The following is a 14,990-nucleotide window of genomic DNA, read 5'->3' as shown; positions in this document are numbered from 1 at the left end:
GGACGGAGAAGCGCATGGAATATGCGCGTTAGGCCTGCCGGTATTTTGATGACAAATTCTACACGCTTAAACCTAGTCGAAATTAGAATTTAAGCTCAAGTCGGCGCTAGCTTAGAAATTAAAACGCAGCCAACTACCCGGGGTCAAGCGCCGTTAATCTTCAGCGCCAGCCATTTGCGGTAGACCAGCAAGGCAACCTGCGCGTCATCGGCAGCGTATTGCAACTGGCGCTCGGAGAGTGCTGCAGCGGCCCAATTGGAGGTCGAGGTCTTCTTGGATTTTTGCAGTTTCATGCCAAAGTACTTGGCCACTGCGGCCTTGGCGCCCATGTCGCGATGCTTACTCTCGCGCATCAGGCGCGACAGATCCAGCACATTGGCAGGGACGATGCCGAGCTTGGCATGCAGACGTTTATTATCGTCGGAGAGGCCAAAGCCGACCTTGAGTATCTGCTTGGACTCCAACACCGCTTGCACCGCCAGTATCTGGGTAGGCTGCAACACCGGGAACAAAAAAACCTCGGTGTCGGTGGCCAGCTGTATCAGATGCGGGCCATCCGATTGCTGGCCCTTGAAAAATATCGGCTTCGATTCGGTATCAAAACCAAGCACATCAGCCGCGCTCATGGCGGCATAAGCGCGCGCTGTATCCGACTCGGAACGCACCAGGCGGATATTATCGAAGGGAATACCGGGATACGAGGGCAGCAGGAGGATTTCTTCAGAGGTCATAGCCAAGATGATAGCAAAATAGCGCCCTGCATAGCGACCACGGCGAGAAATAACTTATAGGACTTTGGCAAAACCGCCCCAGCGTTGTTGCACTCGCCTTGCCGTACTAGTACTAGTACCGGCGTACTGTCTTCGGCGGTACGCCTAGCTGGCGCAATTTTGCGTAAGTCTTACTTATTTACTAGCCTCAGGATATTTTTAGACGGCAGGCCAGACGCGCATATTCCATGCGGGTTTCCAGCCTGCATGGCTGGCAAGGCGCATGGAATATGCGCCTCCGGCAGGGCTCATTCTGCGCCGCTTGCCCTCACCCTAGCCAACCACGCGCCCAGCAATTGCCAGACCTGATGTCTGGCGGTCGGGCGCGACAGCACCAGATCATGAATGCCACCGGCGATCGCATGGCGCTCTACCTGCAAGCCTAAAGCGGGTGCCAGCCGCTGCATGTCGGCCACATCGAGCACAATATCGGCGCTCAGCAGATCCTCACTCCAGGCGGTAGCGCGCAGGCTGTGCTCAGCGTGCAGCATCAGACAAGGGCAAGCGATTTGCAAACCGCGCGCCACCTCCTCATGCGCCAGATGGATGGCGCGAAACCAGCCTGCGTACACAGGGAAACCGGCAATCGGTTTCCAATCGGTACGGTAGTCCCATTGCCCTTGATGCATCACATGCAGGCTGCGACCGTACCAGGTCGGCAAACCCGGCAGACGCCAGTAAGGGAAAAACTTGCCCAGCCAGGCCAGCACTGGTTCGGCATACTTCTCTTGCCAGGCCGCTAGATTCATATCCAGAAACGGGCTATTCAAAAACAGCGCCTTAACCTGCGCACGCTGCGCGCCGCGGTGCGCATACAACGCCGCCACCAAGCCGCCGGTAGAATGGCCATTGAGCATCAGCCACGCCACTTGTTCGCTCTGGTGCAAGACGCTAATGGCGGCATCTACGTCTTGCAGATACTCATTCACATCCAAAGTAAAATTGGGCAGTTGTCCAGGCCGCAAAGATCGGCCATGACTACGCAAATCCAGCGCATAAAAATCCAGCCCTTGCGCATGATAAAAATCAGCCAGCTCGGTCTGAAAAAAATAGTCAACGAAGCCGTGGATGTACAAGACCGCCGCCCTAGGCTTGCCCTCCTCACCTTGGCGTCGACACAGACGTCGCACCAGCGTGATCTCAACGCCATCCGCCTGCCCCTCCGCGCTCGGAGCGGCCTTCGCGCTAGTGGCGGCCTTCAGACTCAGTTGTTCAAAGCCAGGCAAAATGTCAGCGCACCACTGTGCCGCAGTCGGCGCGAAAGAAAGAGTCGAAGTCATAAAAATTCTATTGCTATCATCGTTAAGCCAGGCATGAAAAAACGCGGCCAGAAAAAATCCATGCAGCAGAGTAAGCGCCCAGCCAGTGCGAAGCAAGTGCCAGCCCTGAATATATGCGCAAACTACCCAATAGAGTAGCAAACCGTGCATAAAATCCATCAAACACTATCAAACACTATCAAATTTGTGGCAGCGCAAGTGATGCATGGCCATGCCCGGATCGCGGTATAAGGAAATTAAGACTCATGGCAAATATTTTTCGGTCGCGCCAACTTCATTGGTAAAATGAAAATGTCGTTCAGCGCCTTTTTTTGCGGATCTGCTTATACCTTCTGTTTTTAAGATCATCAAGGTAAGAGCTAAACAGAACAAGAATGTGCTGAGAAAAATAACCTTTGACTAGCTTTTTAATTATCGGTTAATTTTAAAAATGAAAATTAAAATACTTTTTATTCAGGTAAGAAACTCTTTATGCCATCAGATTTAACTTTAAATGCATTACTTGTTGACGCCTTGGAAAAACTAGATTTAGCTTTGAACGAGGCGTTAAATTTGTCGCAAAATAGCAGCGAAGATTTCTATCACATAGGTACTCTTGGCAGATCAATTGGTCTCATTCGAGAGTTTCAATCACCAATATTAGAAAAATATCCGGAATTAAAACCACCGCCTCCTTGGCAAGACTGGTCGCTTCCGGAATTAACTCACGAAGAAATAGAGAACGTTTCTGAAATAACAAATGAGGAGTTGGAAGCAATTGATTTGGCTTTGCTTTCATACTCAAATCATCAGTTTCAAAAAGTTGCACGGATAGTCGGTGTATTTATGACTGAATCAAAACTCCATAAAGCAGGGATACCTGATATTTTCTATAGTCAACGTATTGAGGCTCTGTGTGGTAAAGGTCTTTTTGAATTTAAAGGTAATTTAAAGTTTATGCGCTATTGTGAAGTCCGTTTGACGCAAACGGCCATGTAGGGAGGCTTAAAAGCCGCCCTACTTAATTGTGACAATTAAGGCTGTGCCCCGTACTAAGCAAGCCAAACTCCACCAGCGGGTTGTTCCATATTGGATTTCGCCAGCATCCCCGCCACTGCGCATATCCCATGCGGGCTGCAGGCCATGCAGGCTGGAGACCCGCATGGAATATGCGCGAGCGGCCAAGTGCTTGAAAATTTTATTGCAGCCATTGCGTCATCGCTCGCTAATGCCAGCGATGACGCTTGCTGCTTTTTTACTGTTTATTTTCTGCTTTTTTCTACTGATTTTCTACTTATTTACTACGACCATACTTGGCGGTGAAGCTGGCTTTTTTGATGCTGTTGGCGTTGATCATATAGCCAGCCAATGCCGCAGTGGCGTCGGCCGGGATCTCTAGTTTTTCGACCTTGAGTGCATGCACGGTGAAGATATAGTGATGTGCTTTATCGCCAGCTGGCGGGCAAGCACCGCCCCAGGCTGCGACGCCATAATCGATACGCACTTGCGTAGCACCCGCTGGCAGATTGGCGCTGCCAACTGCGCCGGCATCGGCTTTTAATTCTGTCACGCTAGCCGGAATGTTGATAACTGACCAGTGCCACCAGCCAGAGCCAGTAGGCGCATCCGGATCGTAGACGGTGACAGCAAAACTTTTTGCGTCTTTCGGTGCACCTTCCCAATGCAAGGCGGGCGACTTGTTTTCGCCGGAACAACCAAAACTATTGAATTCGAATTTTTTATCCATCAAAGCGCCGGCCTTGATCTCGCTACTACTCAGATGGAAATCGGCGGCGTGCGCCAGATTGACGGCGCCAAATAGCGCAGCGCTACAAAAGATAGTCTTGATGAACTGAGTTCTCATGGAATTTCCTTGGATAATTGAAGGGAGAATAATCATCGCATCATTCTGCTCGCCTCACTAGCCCGATTGCGCCAAATGCTGTGCGCCAGAGTTCATGGGCGGGCGCAAATGCGAAGGAGTAAATCCAAAGCGTTCGCGGAAGGCGGCGGAAAAGCGGCTGTGCGAGGCATAGCCAGAGCGGTAGGCAATATCGGACACTGGCAGCATGGTGCTCTGCAGCAGTAACAGCGCAGTCTCTAGCCTCACTTCACGCACGCAGTCACTGACGGTGCTGCCTTCGCTATCGAGGCGACGCCGTAAGGTGCTGGCGCTAAGATTAAAACTAGTCGCCAGTTGATTAACGGTCCATGCATCGTGCGGACGCTGCGCTACCATACGACGCACACGATCTGCCCAACTGAGCTCTGAGGCGCGCGAAAAAACCAGACCTCGTTCGGCCAGCATCAGCAATAATTCCAGCAAGCGATGTTGACTCAGTGCGCTAGATACCTGAGTGTCTGTCAGCGAGGCAAAGGCACGCGCGTAAGCCGTGTGCAGCGTTTTATCTTGGCCGATTTTGGCGCAGGCGGCGAGCGGCAACAGCGATGCAAACTGGGCAAAGCGCTCATGAAACAGCTCGATCAAGGCTGGCGTCAACAGCAAGACATGCGCCACATACTGTCCTTGCGGCGCGCTGTCATTCACCATATCCCATTGCGTGCCGCGTGCGATCAGAAAAAATTCGCCCGTTTGGTATTCTTCGCTCTCACCCGGGCGCAACAGGCGCTTGCTGCCAGAGACGATATAACCGAGCATGTCGTCGCGCACCACACTGGTACGCACTCTATGCGCTACGCTAGTGCTAAGGATGTGGGCAAAAGCCTGAGTCATGATTTATCCCAAACGCGGCAAGCTGTGATGCACAGATTTGGCTCACTCACTGATGGCACTAATATGGCCAGCGATGATCTGCCAGCCACCATCGGCACGCTGCTGCCAGACACGGGTGTAGCGCAAATCGCCGTCAAATGGGGCGTCAGCATAGGTACCAGAGAGCAGCATACGGGCCGATACCACGGCGGTATTTTGTTGGATTTTTATGTATTGCTCTAACAGCTGCATACTAATAAATTTCAACACGCCCGAGCGATGCAAGGCCAGATCATCCTCCTTCGTAAACAACTGTCCCAGATGATTAGTAAAGATAATATCGCCACAGATCAGTTGATCTAAGCTCGCGACATCGCCATTTAACATAGCCAGGCGCAGCGTTTCTTCCAGTACTAGAATTTCTTGTTCGGCATTATTTAGCATTATTCACTTTCAATTAAAGGCCTAAAAACTCCAGGAGTTTGAGCTTCACTGTTTGAGCTGCACTGCGCGGGCTAGACTTACTATCAGTGCGTGATATTTTTGTAGACTTTACCGTCTTTCATGATCAGCCATAGATTTTTCGAGGCATCTTCCAGTAGTTTGATATTCGCGATAGGGTCACCGTCGACCAACAGTAAATCGGCCAATGCGCCTTCCTCGACCACGCCCAGTTTGCCAGGGTAAGGGCTGCGCGCACCGGACAGCGCCAGCAATTGCGCATTGTCGGCAGTCGCCATTTTCAGCACGGCGGCAGGTGCAAACCATTTCACCATTTTTGTCAGTTGCTCAGTCTGGCTTGCCAAAGTGTCGGCATTAAACAAAATGTCGGTGCCCCAGGCGGTTTTGATTTTGTATTTTTTGATCAAGGCATAAGCGCTATCGGTGCCGCTAAACATCTTCAATTGCTTGATGCGATTCGGTGTGCCCTCGGCGAAGTTGGATGGTTTATCGTCGGCAAACGGCTGCATGCTCCACCAGATTCCTTTGTCGGCGATCAGCTTGGCACTGGCATCGTCTAATAATTGGCCATGATCGATACATTTCACCCCGGCCTCGATCGCTTGCCTGACCGCGCGCGGGGTGTAGGCGTGCACCGTCACATAGGTTTCCCAGTTCTCTGCGGCGACCACTGCGGCACGAATTTCTTCGACCGTGTATTGCGTCACTTCTAGCGGATCAAAACTAGAAGTGACGCCGCCACCAGCCATCAGTTTGATCTGTGAGGCGCCTAGTGCCAACTGTTCACGCACGCGTTTTTGCACGCTGGCGGCATCGTCGGCAATCATGGCAGCGCCGATTCGTTCGGTATAACTAAAAACGCCAGGAGCCGAAGGCAGCTCGGTCGGTAAACGGAAATCGCCATGCCCGCCAGTCTGCGACACCATCGCCCCCGAAGGCCAAATCCTGGGGCCGATCACCATCCCGCTATCGATGCCTTTCTTCAAGCCGAACACGGGGCCGCCCAGATCGCGCACACTGGTATAGCCGCGCATCAGCATCTTGCTAGCGGCGGCACCAGCGGCGAGGTTGACGTAGCCGATGTCACTGGTCATCACGGCAAGCTGCGAGATACTGTTCATCATCATATGCGTGTGATTGTCGATCAAGCCTGGCATCAGGGTGCGCCCACCGCCGTCTATGCGCGTCAGCTTAGCGCCGGGCGGAGCCGCGATCGGCGTTTTGGAAATACTTTTGATCAGATTGCCCACGACCAAGACATGGGATGACGGCGAGAGTTGCTCGCTACTGCCATTGAAAATACGTACGTTCTCTATCAATATCGCATCAGGCGCCGCATCAGGCAACGTAGTCTGCGGCGTACTCTGCGCCTGCGCTAAACCAGCTAGCCCGTAGCACAAGCCAATGACTGTGTATAAGCTAGTTTTATTCAGTTGGTACATGACTATCCTTGTTTGGGTAAATGATAAAAACAACGAACAATAAGTATTTACTATTGACTAGTCGAGATACGTCCAGCTATCAGCACCATCAAAATGCCGGATAGGAACATCGATCCATACACCTGCTTCAAAATTTCTGGCGTTGACCGCCATTTTCCGGTCCGGTTCGGTGGATAACGCCTCCCAATGCGTGACACAGCCGCACACCGCGCAATGCATGGTCTGTATGCTTTGCTGGCCCCACAGATAAGCAACGCTATGCTCAGGATGCCCAATTATTTCAATCTGGTTCAAACTATAGCAAGCCCACAGTGCGCCATAACGACGGCAGATAGAGCAATTGCAATCGATTAAAAACGCACTCTTTGCTGGCACCTTGATTTGAATACGGCCGCAGTGGCAGCTAGCGCTCAGCATATTCCTAGCATTCAGAGCATCGTTCACTTCGGCCTCGCCGTATCAGTAGCAGCACCAGCAGTGGCTTGTTGCGCCTTGGCTTCCAGCTCTTTGGCGAGAGTCCAGCCAGCCGCTTCTATCATCACAACCGAGATACCCGGTGCGACTACTTGCCCGAGGAAAGGGATGAACTTGGATAATTCTTTACTCAGAACTTTGATGGGTTGCTTGAGCATACTGTTTTTCAGACTGGCAATAGCCAGCGCTTTGGCTGCTTCTTGCGTGATACTGCCACCAAACACTGCACACAAGCTCATTGCCATCGCGGTCATGCACAGCATATCGGTAGCCACACCCATGCCGGGTACAGGTACAGCATTGCCCGCTGCGGCAGCCACGGCATGCGCATGGATAATCGCGTGACACTTCTTTTCTTGGATTTGGTTCATGGCATAAGCAAAATAGGGAAACATCTAGACAGGGCGATTTGCCTGATCTTTCGGCAGATTAGCATCAAATTTGTATTTCGGACATGTTTCCCACGCTGTGCTCTTCATTTCTTGCTGATTTCACCGTTAATCAACTAGCAGTCCCGCAAAAACCATTTTTCTTCGGACAAACTCAAGTGATCAGCATAGGTAAATATCTCTACGTCTCGTCAGCGCAAGCACCGGAAATTAAACTCGGCGCGAACGGCGAGAACGCCAAAACTTCGGCACCGACGGCTAGCGCCGCAAATGCGATTACGGCTGTGACCGTGAATTTAAATGTGAGCCCACAAAAAGCCAGAAATACGGCAGCCCTGAGCGCCTTCAATAATAGCCCCATGCAATTTCCCTCCCGTAAAGACGCTGCCAGGGAAAGAATTGCCTGGATAAAAATGCAGTTAGAAGGCTTGATGAGATTTGCCGGTGTCGCAGGCAACCCACGAGAAGCGATCCGTCTGGCCAAAGAACTGGCTGCGGCGGTGCGTGAATATGGCGGCGGCGATACTGGCCCCGCTATGCCACAGGTCAGCGTCGGTAGTGCAAGTCAAGCTAGCACCGGTGAATCAGGCGCGACCAGCGAGCTTGCCAGCGGCGAAGCGTCCGACAAGACTGTCAACGAGACCGCCAACGCGTCGGCGGCGACGGCGGCGACCAGCGAAACCAGCGCGGCAGCAAGTCTGGCAGCGCAAGTGATGAGCAACTCGAATAGCATTACCAGCAAACAGTTGACCCAAAATTCAGGGCAAGATTCAGAGCAAGATTCAGAGCAAAATTCAGTGCAAACGTCGGCGGAAAACTCAGCGGCGGCAGCGCAAGTTACGCAAGCGCTAGCACAGGCCATGCATTTCGCGATGGCTGATCCAGCTAGCAAAGAGCGACCCAGCACCGACTCCGGCAACGCTTTGGCAGCGCTAGCGCAAGTCAACACCTCGGGCCTGAGCGCGCCAGATCGTGCTTTTTTAGCGGAAGCGAAAATCTTGATGGGCAAGATCAAACTTCTCATCGCGCTAGAGAGCAAAAAAGCCGAAGACGATAAAAAGGCGCAGCAAGCGAGTAAAGAAATGGATGACGCGTTTGAGACGGCAACGATGTCACTGATGCAGGAAAATACTAGCCTAGCCTATGCCGCCAACGGGCAGAGCGTGAGTGAGACTAGCAGCGCGCCGATACTCAATGAAACGGCTTGAAATTGCATTGGACTTACGCAAAACAGCCCCAGCGTCGTTTTTTGTGTAAGTCCTATAAAAATAGATACCCCACAAAAAAATAGCAAATACTTCAAGTTTTCTGAGCATTTGCCGTTAAATGCCTAAATTTCAATCAATGGCTAACTTATTTCATGTTTTCACTCAAGGCACTGCGCTTTTTTGAACAAGCCGCACCCAAGCTTCCTACGCCCACCTTTGCGCCACGCCCGCACCTAAGCTCGGCCAGCGCCAATTCCGAGTTGCCAGCCGCAGCTAACTGGCCAGAAATTGAACGACGTGCAAGTGAAGAAAGACGTGCCAGCGACAGACGTGAACAACAACATGCGACCTTCCTGGACACCCGCAAACGTCAGGGCCGTAGACGCAGTAGCGGCCGCAGACAAGACGATAGCAGCGCCAGCAAGCACACCATGCCTATCTCCATCCTTGGTTAAACCTGATCAAAAAATACACGCATTTAAGTCTAAGCAGATTACACTCTGCGCTTCAGTCTAAATCAAGGCTCAAGATGAAAACTTCTACTTTGCCAAACTCACTGCGTGCGCTACTCATACTGCCAGCCCTGCTAACGCTCTCATCGGCCTACGCGCTCGATTGCCCGGTCGGCCAGAAAAAATATTATGTGGCGTATCAAGCGCTCAGCAGCAAGGGCGTCAGCAGCGTGGGTGCGAATTATGTTTGCGGCGATAGCCAGCAAACCAAGACGGAAGAAGGCTTAAATCAAATCCAACAACAAATACAAAAGCAAAACAAGGGTCTGGAAAAAGCCACGATAGTCATCACCAATATCATGCCTTTGGATAGATAAGCTAGTAGGACTTAGGCAAAATCGCCCCAGCGTTGTTGTACTCGCCTTGCCGTACTAAAGTACTGTCTTCGGCGATACGCCTAGCTGGAACAATTTTGCCTAAGTCCTGTTTAGAATAAAAACCCAGGCAATACGTGCTTGCGTTTCTGCACACTGCCCTAATCTGCAAGCCATGATACCTTTCTCTATCCTCGATCTCTCCCCTATCACTGAGGGTAGCGATGCCGCCCAGTCTTTTCGTAACAGCTTAGATCTGGCGCAACATGGCGAACGCTGGGGCTATCAGCGCTATTGGCTAGCCGAACATCATGGCATGCCTGGCATTGCCAGTGCCGCCACCGCAATTCTGATCGGCCACATTGCAGCGGGAACCTCGCAGATACGGGTGGGTGCTGGCGGCATCATGCTGCCAAATCACTCGCCCTTAGTCATCGCCGAACAATTTGGCACGCTGGAATCCCTATTTCCTGGTCGTATCGATCTAGGTTTGGGGCGGGCACCGGGCTCAGACCAGCTCACCGCACGTGCCTTGCGCCGAAATCTAGCCACTGATGCCGATCAGTTTCCGCAAGATGTCGTCGAACTCATGGATTATCTATCGTCTGAACCTAAGCGCGCCGGACGTGGTTTATTGGCCGTGCCAGGTGCTGGTCTGAATGTACCAATCTGGATTTTGGGTTCTAGCCTGTTTGGCGCGCAATTAGCGGCAGCCTTGGGTTTGCCGTATGCGTTTGCCTCGCATTTTGCACCGGCCCAGATGATGCAGGCGATTGCGCTCTACCGCGCCACTTTTAAGCCATCAGCGCAACTACAAAAACCGTATGTGATGTTGGGCTTTAATGTGTTTGCGGCCGACACCGATGCGCAGGCGCAATTACTGGCAACGTCTATGCAGCAAGCCTTCATCAATTTACGCAGCGGTCACCCGAAACGTCTACAGCCACCCAAGGCCGATTATCTGCAACAACTCGGGCCGCAAGAACATGCCATGCTGGAGCAAGTTTTATCCTGTTCGGCGATAGGTTCACCCGCAACAGTAGCGCGCCAGTTGCAAGCATTTATCGCCCATACCGGTGCCGATGAATTGATGATCACTTCGCAGATTTTTGAGCATGCAGCGCGCCTGCGCTCTTACCAGATTACCGCTGAGCTTCAGACGGCATAGGCTGACCACCTCAACGCTCAAGCCCTTGCTTGAGTGCGGTCTTAAAAAAGACGGCAGTATCCGAAAAATTCAGCAAGACGCCTGGAAAACCTATCAAGCACACTGCACCAGCGACTAGCCCAGCGCGCATTATCCATGCGGCTCACCAGCCATGCTGGCTTGAAACCCGCATGGATAGTGCGTAAGCAGGCAGGTGCGATTTCAATTCTGAATAGTTTCAAGCAGCTCAAGTTTGCGCATGAAACGCGATTACGTGATCGATCTCAAGTTGGATCCCTATCAGCTCACCAATGGCGTGATTGTGGTGACTAGGCACCAGCGACAAGAGACGCACGCCACTTGCTAACTCCAGTGTGTACAAAAAATCCGCACCACGAAAAGCCTTGGCAAGCACGCGCGCCTGCACCTCACTGTGATCGTCATGGATCACATCATCCGGTCTGACTAAGACATCGACGGTACAACCGAGACAGCAATCGAGCGGCATATTGCCAGCGATTTCACCTAACTCGATTTGTATCCGGTCGGGAGCCAGTACGGTGCCTGGGATGAATACGCCCTCCCCGACAAAATCGGCGACGAAGCGATTGGCCGGTTCATGATAAATTTTATACGCGCTATCCCATTGTTGTATCTGGCCCTGATGCATGACGCCGATCTCATCGGCAATCGCAAAGGCCTCGTCCTGATCATGCGTCACCAGAATCGCGGTGGCGTTTTGTTGCTTGAGAATCTCACGCACCTCCAGACCTAGGCGCTCACGCAAGGCCACATCCAGATTCGAGAAAGGCTCATCGAGCAAGAGTAAATCTGGCTTGGGTGCCAGCGCCCTGGCCAATGCCACCCGCTGTTGCTGACCACCGGATAACTCGTGCGGGTAAGCATTTTTGTAGGCGCGCAAACCAACCACGTCCAACAACTCATCAATCCGTTGCTGGCGCAATTGGCGCTGCATGCCATGCAAGCCAAAGCCCACATTTTTTTCTACGTTCAGATGCGGGAATAAGGCGTAATCCTGAAACACCATGCCGATCTGGCGCTGTTCGGCAGGCAGATGCAAATCGGTGCTACTGGCCAGCTTGCCATTCAAAAATATGCTGCCAGCAGCCAGCTGTTCAAAACCTGCAATGCAGCGCAAGGCCGTGGTTTTACCGCAACCGGATGGTCCCAGTAAGCAGCCTATCTGGCCCTTTTCCAATGAAAAACTCAGCTCAGAAAAAGTGTTTTTTTGCTGATAGGCATGCGACACCAGACTCAGGCTTAGGACGGGAGGTAGGGACAAGGAAGTAGTCATCATCATGTTTAGTGTTCGGCCTGGCGCGTGAGTAAAATCACCGGTATCAGACCCGCGATCACCAGCGCCACGGCAGGTAGCGCGGCGCGCTCCCATTGTCCTTCAGAGGTCATTTCAAACACCCGCACCGACAGCGTATCCCAGCCAAACGGACGTGTCATCAAGGTGATCGGCATTTCTTTCATGACGTCGACAAACACCAGCATGGCGGCGCTAAATATGCCGCCGCGCAAGAGCGGCAAATGTACCCGTATAAACAGGCGCCAACCAGACAAACCCATGCCACGCGCCGCCTCTTCCTGGCTGCGGGTGATGCGCTGCATGGCGCTGTCGATGGCATTAAAACCTGGAGCCAGAAAACGCGCCACATAAGCCAGTAACATCACGGTCAAGGTGCCGCGCAAAATTGCACCGCCCCCTAACCAGGGCTTGAGAATCGCGATCAATTGATTATCTAACCAGGCCACAGGAATAAACACCCCAACCGCCAGCACGCTGCCGGGTATGGCGTAACCCAAGGTAGAAAGACGTCCAAAAAAACGTGTAGGCCAGTCGTTGTACAGACGCAGCGCATAAGCTAACAGCAGCGCCGCGACGACCACGAGCAAGGCTGCCATGCTAGACAAGAGTACCGAGTGCAGCACAAACATCGGATAACGGCTATCAAAATCTTCGGCAAACACTTCCACACACCAGACCAGCAATTGCCCCACTGGCAAGGCAAAGGCCAACGCCAAAATTAAGCCCGCATACAGACAACTGATCCAGCCTAAGAATGGCTGCAAAGTGTAACGAGATTGATTCGATTTGCCGGTGGCGTGATAGCGCTTGGCGCCGCGCCAGGATTGTTCGCCCAAAGCCAGTAGCAACACCAGCATCACCAGGATGGAGGCCAATTGCGAGGCCGACGACAGTGAAAATAAACCGAACCAAGCTTTGTAAATGGCCGTGGTGAAGGTGTCGTAATTAAACACGGCAACAGTGCCAAAATCAGCCAGACTTTCCATCAAGGCCAGCATAATGCCGGAAAAAATCCAGGGTCTGGCCATCGGCAAAGCCACCTTAAAAAATCCAGCAAGGCGACTCAAACCCAGCGATTGCGCCACTTCTAGCGAGCGCTTACCCTGAGTCATGAAGGCATTGCGCGCCAATAAATACACATACGGATACAGAGATAAAGTCATCACCAGGATCACCCCGCCACGCGAGCGTATCGGTGGAAACCAGGCGCTAGAGCCGAACCACAGACGCAAGGCGGTCTGCAAGGGCCCGGTAAAATCAAATAGGCCTATATTCACAAAAGCAGCCACGTAGGCGGGAATTGCCAGCGGCAACATCAGTGCCCAGGCAAAAATTCGACGACCAGGAAACTCACACACGGCGGTCAACCAGGCCAGACTAACACCCAGAAAACCCGTTCCTAGCGCCACGCCCAACGCCAGCCAGAAAGTATTGATCAGCAAATCGGGCAAGACATACTGACGCAGATGATCCCAGATCTCAGGCTCGGGAGAAAATAGCGAGAACAGGACCACCAGCAATGGGACTAAGGTAATCAGCGACACCAAAAAAGCGGCCAGCCGCCAACCAGTCAGGAAGCGCGCAAGCGACAAGCAGTAAGTAGTGAGCGCATGGCGGTTGGCTAGCACTGTATTCATTAATTTTTTATTCTATTTTTTCAACATGCAGCGACTGCAATAGCTTGATTTTTTATGCAAGCTAAACGTGTAAAAAGCGAACCGTAGAACAAGGTCCGCTTTTTTAATCGACTACCAGCCGCGCTTTATTTGTAGCCAGCTCTATCCATCAACTTGACCGCTGCTGTCTGCAACTCGCCAGCCTTATTCACGTTGATCAGATTTTGTTTAAACGGACCCCAGGCCAGTAATTTAGGATCGGCTTTGACGGCAGGATTGGCCGGATACTCCATGTCCAGATCAGTAAATAGGTTTTGCGCTTTATCTGAGGACAACCACTCCAGCAGTTTCTGCGCACCAGCGCGATTTTTGGCGTACTTGGTGATCCCCGCGCCAGAGACGTTCACGTGCACACCTTTGGCGTTTTGATTGGCCCAGAAAATAGAAATCGGGAGCGTCGGCTTCTTCTCCATCAAGCGACCATAGTAATACGTATTGGCGATACCAACTTCACATTGTCCGGCCGCGATCGCCTCCAGCATTTTGGTGTCATCGGCAAACACATCGGTGGCTAGATTCGCTACCCAGCCCTTGATAATTTGTTCGGTCTTGGCTTCACCATGCTCGTCTATCAGCATCGCGGTCAAAGACTGGTTATATACTTTTTTGGAAGTACGCAGACACAGCTTGCCCTTCCATTTAGGATCAGCCAAATCTTCATAGCTAGACAGATCTGTGGCTTTTAATTTTTGGGAATTGAAGAAGATAGTGCGTGCGCGCACTGACAAGCCAAACCACTGATTCTTAGGATCACGCAAATGCGCAGGGATGTTCGCGTTCAAAGTAGTTGAAACCACCGGCTGCAATAAGCCTTGGTTGGCGGCCTGCCACAAATTACCAGCATCGACCGTGATCAGCATATCGGCAGGCGTATTGGCGGCTTCAGCTTTCAGACGTTCCATCAAAGGACCTTCTTTATCGGTGACAAATTTAATTTGCACCCCAGTCTGCTTGGTGTAGGCATCAAACAACGGTTTGATCAATTGTTCATTACGCGCCGAATACACCACCACTTCTTCGGCTTGCGCAAAAGAGGCTAAGGATATAGCGGCTGCACTTGCGGCAAATAGCCCAGCTTTAATCGGAGTCATCAATTTCATAGGCACACCTCACAAGAATATTAATTTAATACTTCATGCGAGCAACTTCACAGTCGCTCTATCCAGCAATATTAACATAAATAGTAATGATTATCATTTGACGAGGCGCAAGTTTCAGCATGTTTCCAAAGCAGGCAGGCTGGAGGCGCATATCCCATGCGGGCTACAGCACAGGCAGGCCGGAGAAG

The 14,990-nt window shown here is 51.9% G+C and carries 16 protein-coding genes; 5 read left to right on the top strand and 11 right to left on the bottom strand.

Annotated elements, in window-relative coordinates:
- Positions 1 to 143 precede the first annotated feature (143 nt).
- Positions 144 to 731, bottom strand: coding sequence for a 3'-5' exonuclease (locus EJN92_RS14170; RefSeq protein ID WP_126129938.1), 588 nt, complete (start codon positions 729 to 731; stop codon positions 144 to 146).
- Between the two features lie 287 nt (positions 732 to 1,018).
- Positions 1,019 to 2,050, bottom strand: a complete 1,032-nt coding sequence (locus EJN92_RS14165) for an alpha/beta hydrolase (RefSeq protein ID WP_157984369.1) — start codon at positions 2,048 to 2,050, stop codon at positions 1,019 to 1,021.
- A 471-nt stretch (positions 2,051 to 2,521) separates the two neighbouring features.
- Between EJN92_RS14165 and EJN92_RS14160 the strand changes: the two genes are divergently transcribed.
- On the top strand, positions 2,522 to 3,028 hold the full coding sequence (locus EJN92_RS14160; protein ID WP_126128419.1) for a DUF3658 domain-containing protein: 507 nt from the start codon (positions 2,522 to 2,524) through the stop codon (positions 3,026 to 3,028).
- Positions 3,029 to 3,323: 295 nt separating this feature from the next.
- On the opposite strand, the gene EJN92_RS14155 is transcribed toward EJN92_RS14160, so the two are convergent.
- The 6 genes from EJN92_RS14155 to EJN92_RS14130 form a co-directional block, all read right to left on the bottom strand.
- Entirely contained in the window at positions 3,324 to 3,893 is a 570-nt protein-coding gene (locus tag EJN92_RS14155) for a YbhB/YbcL family Raf kinase inhibitor-like protein (protein WP_126128418.1), read from the bottom strand.
- Positions 3,894 to 3,950: 57 nt separating this feature from the next.
- Complete coding sequence (locus EJN92_RS14150; RefSeq protein WP_227869554.1) at positions 3,951 to 4,763, bottom strand: helix-turn-helix transcriptional regulator; 813 nt, start codon at positions 4,761 to 4,763, stop codon at positions 3,951 to 3,953.
- Positions 4,764 to 4,805: 42 nt separating this feature from the next.
- Positions 4,806 to 5,186: a nuclear transport factor 2 family protein gene (locus EJN92_RS14145; RefSeq protein ID WP_126128416.1), complete on the bottom strand. Its 381-nt coding sequence runs from the start codon at positions 5,184 to 5,186 to the stop codon at positions 4,806 to 4,808.
- An 83-nt stretch (positions 5,187 to 5,269) separates the two neighbouring features.
- A complete protein-coding gene (locus EJN92_RS14140; protein WP_126128415.1) occupies positions 5,270 to 6,646 on the bottom strand; it encodes a metal-dependent hydrolase family protein in 1,377 nt (458 codons plus the stop codon).
- 57 nt (positions 6,647 to 6,703) lie between these two features.
- Positions 6,704 to 7,090: a GFA family protein gene (locus EJN92_RS14135; RefSeq protein ID WP_126128414.1), complete on the bottom strand. Its 387-nt coding sequence runs from the start codon at positions 7,088 to 7,090 to the stop codon at positions 6,704 to 6,706.
- Positions 7,087 to 7,491: a hypothetical protein gene (locus EJN92_RS14130; protein WP_126128413.1), complete on the bottom strand. Its 405-nt coding sequence runs from the start codon at positions 7,489 to 7,491 to the stop codon at positions 7,087 to 7,089. The genes EJN92_RS14135 and EJN92_RS14130 overlap by 4 nt, the downstream gene beginning before the upstream one ends.
- Positions 7,492 to 7,574: 83 nt before the next feature.
- On the opposite strand from EJN92_RS14130, the gene EJN92_RS14125 reads away from it, so the two are divergent.
- From EJN92_RS14125 to EJN92_RS14110, 4 genes are all read left to right on the top strand, one after another.
- The gene (locus EJN92_RS14125) at positions 7,575 to 8,717 is read left to right on the top strand and encodes a hypothetical protein (RefSeq protein ID WP_126128412.1); all 1,143 of its coding nucleotides are present in this window, start codon (positions 7,575 to 7,577) and stop codon (positions 8,715 to 8,717) included.
- A gap of 152 nt (positions 8,718 to 8,869) precedes the next feature.
- On the top strand, positions 8,870 to 9,172 hold the full coding sequence (locus EJN92_RS14120; protein ID WP_126128411.1) for a hypothetical protein: 303 nt from the start codon (positions 8,870 to 8,872) through the stop codon (positions 9,170 to 9,172).
- A 74-nt stretch (positions 9,173 to 9,246) separates the two neighbouring features.
- Complete coding sequence (locus tag EJN92_RS14115) at positions 9,247 to 9,546, top strand: hypothetical protein (protein WP_126128410.1); 300 nt, start codon at positions 9,247 to 9,249, stop codon at positions 9,544 to 9,546.
- Between the two features lie 172 nt (positions 9,547 to 9,718).
- Complete coding sequence (locus tag EJN92_RS14110) at positions 9,719 to 10,711, top strand: LLM class flavin-dependent oxidoreductase (protein WP_126128409.1); 993 nt, start codon at positions 9,719 to 9,721, stop codon at positions 10,709 to 10,711.
- Between the two features lie 226 nt (positions 10,712 to 10,937).
- Here EJN92_RS14110 and EJN92_RS14105 read toward each other — a convergent pair whose 3' ends face one another.
- From EJN92_RS14105 to EJN92_RS14095, 3 genes are all read right to left on the bottom strand, one after another.
- A complete protein-coding gene (locus tag EJN92_RS14105) occupies positions 10,938 to 12,008 on the bottom strand; it encodes an ABC transporter ATP-binding protein (protein WP_227869553.1) in 1,071 nt (356 codons plus the stop codon).
- A gap of 5 nt (positions 12,009 to 12,013) precedes the next feature.
- On the bottom strand, positions 12,014 to 13,663 hold the full coding sequence (locus tag EJN92_RS14100) for an ABC transporter permease (protein ID WP_126128408.1): 1,650 nt from the start codon (positions 13,661 to 13,663) through the stop codon (positions 12,014 to 12,016).
- Positions 13,664 to 13,788: 125 nt separating this feature from the next.
- A complete protein-coding gene (locus tag EJN92_RS14095; RefSeq protein ID WP_227869552.1) occupies positions 13,789 to 14,802 on the bottom strand; it encodes an extracellular solute-binding protein in 1,014 nt (337 codons plus the stop codon).
- Between the last annotated feature and the right edge of the window lie 188 nt (positions 14,803 to 14,990).

The organism is Undibacterium parvum (assembly GCF_003955735.1).
Lineage (GTDB): Bacteria > Pseudomonadota > Gammaproteobacteria > Burkholderiales > Burkholderiaceae_D > Undibacterium > Undibacterium parvum.
This window is presented reverse-complemented; position numbering and strand designations above follow the sequence as displayed.

Coding starts and splice junctions, on each gene's coding strand:
- EJN92_RS14170 (WP_126129938.1), bottom strand. CDS start 731: ATGACCTCTGAAGAAATCCTCCTGCTGCCCTCGTATCCCGGTATTCCC.
- EJN92_RS14165 (WP_157984369.1), bottom strand. CDS start 2,050: ATGACTTCGACTCTTTCTTTCGCGCCGACTGCGGCACAGTGGTGCGCT.
- EJN92_RS14160 (WP_126128419.1), top strand. CDS start 2,522: ATGCCATCAGATTTAACTTTAAATGCATTACTTGTTGACGCCTTGGAA.
- EJN92_RS14155 (WP_126128418.1), bottom strand. CDS start 3,893: ATGAGAACTCAGTTCATCAAGACTATCTTTTGTAGCGCTGCGCTATTT.
- EJN92_RS14150 (WP_227869554.1), bottom strand. CDS start 4,763: ATGACTCAGGCTTTTGCCCACATCCTTAGCACTAGCGTAGCGCATAGA.
- EJN92_RS14145 (WP_126128416.1), bottom strand. CDS start 5,186: ATGCTAAATAATGCCGAACAAGAAATTCTAGTACTGGAAGAAACGCTG.
- EJN92_RS14140 (WP_126128415.1), bottom strand. CDS start 6,646: ATGTACCAACTGAATAAAACTAGCTTATACACAGTCATTGGCTTGTGC.
- EJN92_RS14130 (WP_126128413.1), bottom strand. CDS start 7,491: ATGAACCAAATCCAAGAAAAGAAGTGTCACGCGATTATCCATGCGCAT.
- EJN92_RS14125 (WP_126128412.1), top strand. CDS start 7,575: ATGTTTCCCACGCTGTGCTCTTCATTTCTTGCTGATTTCACCGTTAAT.
- EJN92_RS14120 (WP_126128411.1), top strand. CDS start 8,870: ATGTTTTCACTCAAGGCACTGCGCTTTTTTGAACAAGCCGCACCCAAG.
- EJN92_RS14115 (WP_126128410.1), top strand. CDS start 9,247: ATGAAAACTTCTACTTTGCCAAACTCACTGCGTGCGCTACTCATACTG.
- EJN92_RS14110 (WP_126128409.1), top strand. CDS start 9,719: ATGATACCTTTCTCTATCCTCGATCTCTCCCCTATCACTGAGGGTAGC.
- EJN92_RS14105 (WP_227869553.1), bottom strand. CDS start 12,008: ATGATGACTACTTCCTTGTCCCTACCTCCCGTCCTAAGCCTGAGTCTG.
- EJN92_RS14100 (WP_126128408.1), bottom strand. CDS start 13,663: ATGAATACAGTGCTAGCCAACCGCCATGCGCTCACTACTTACTGCTTG.
- EJN92_RS14095 (WP_227869552.1), bottom strand. CDS start 14,802: ATGAAATTGATGACTCCGATTAAAGCTGGGCTATTTGCCGCAAGTGCA.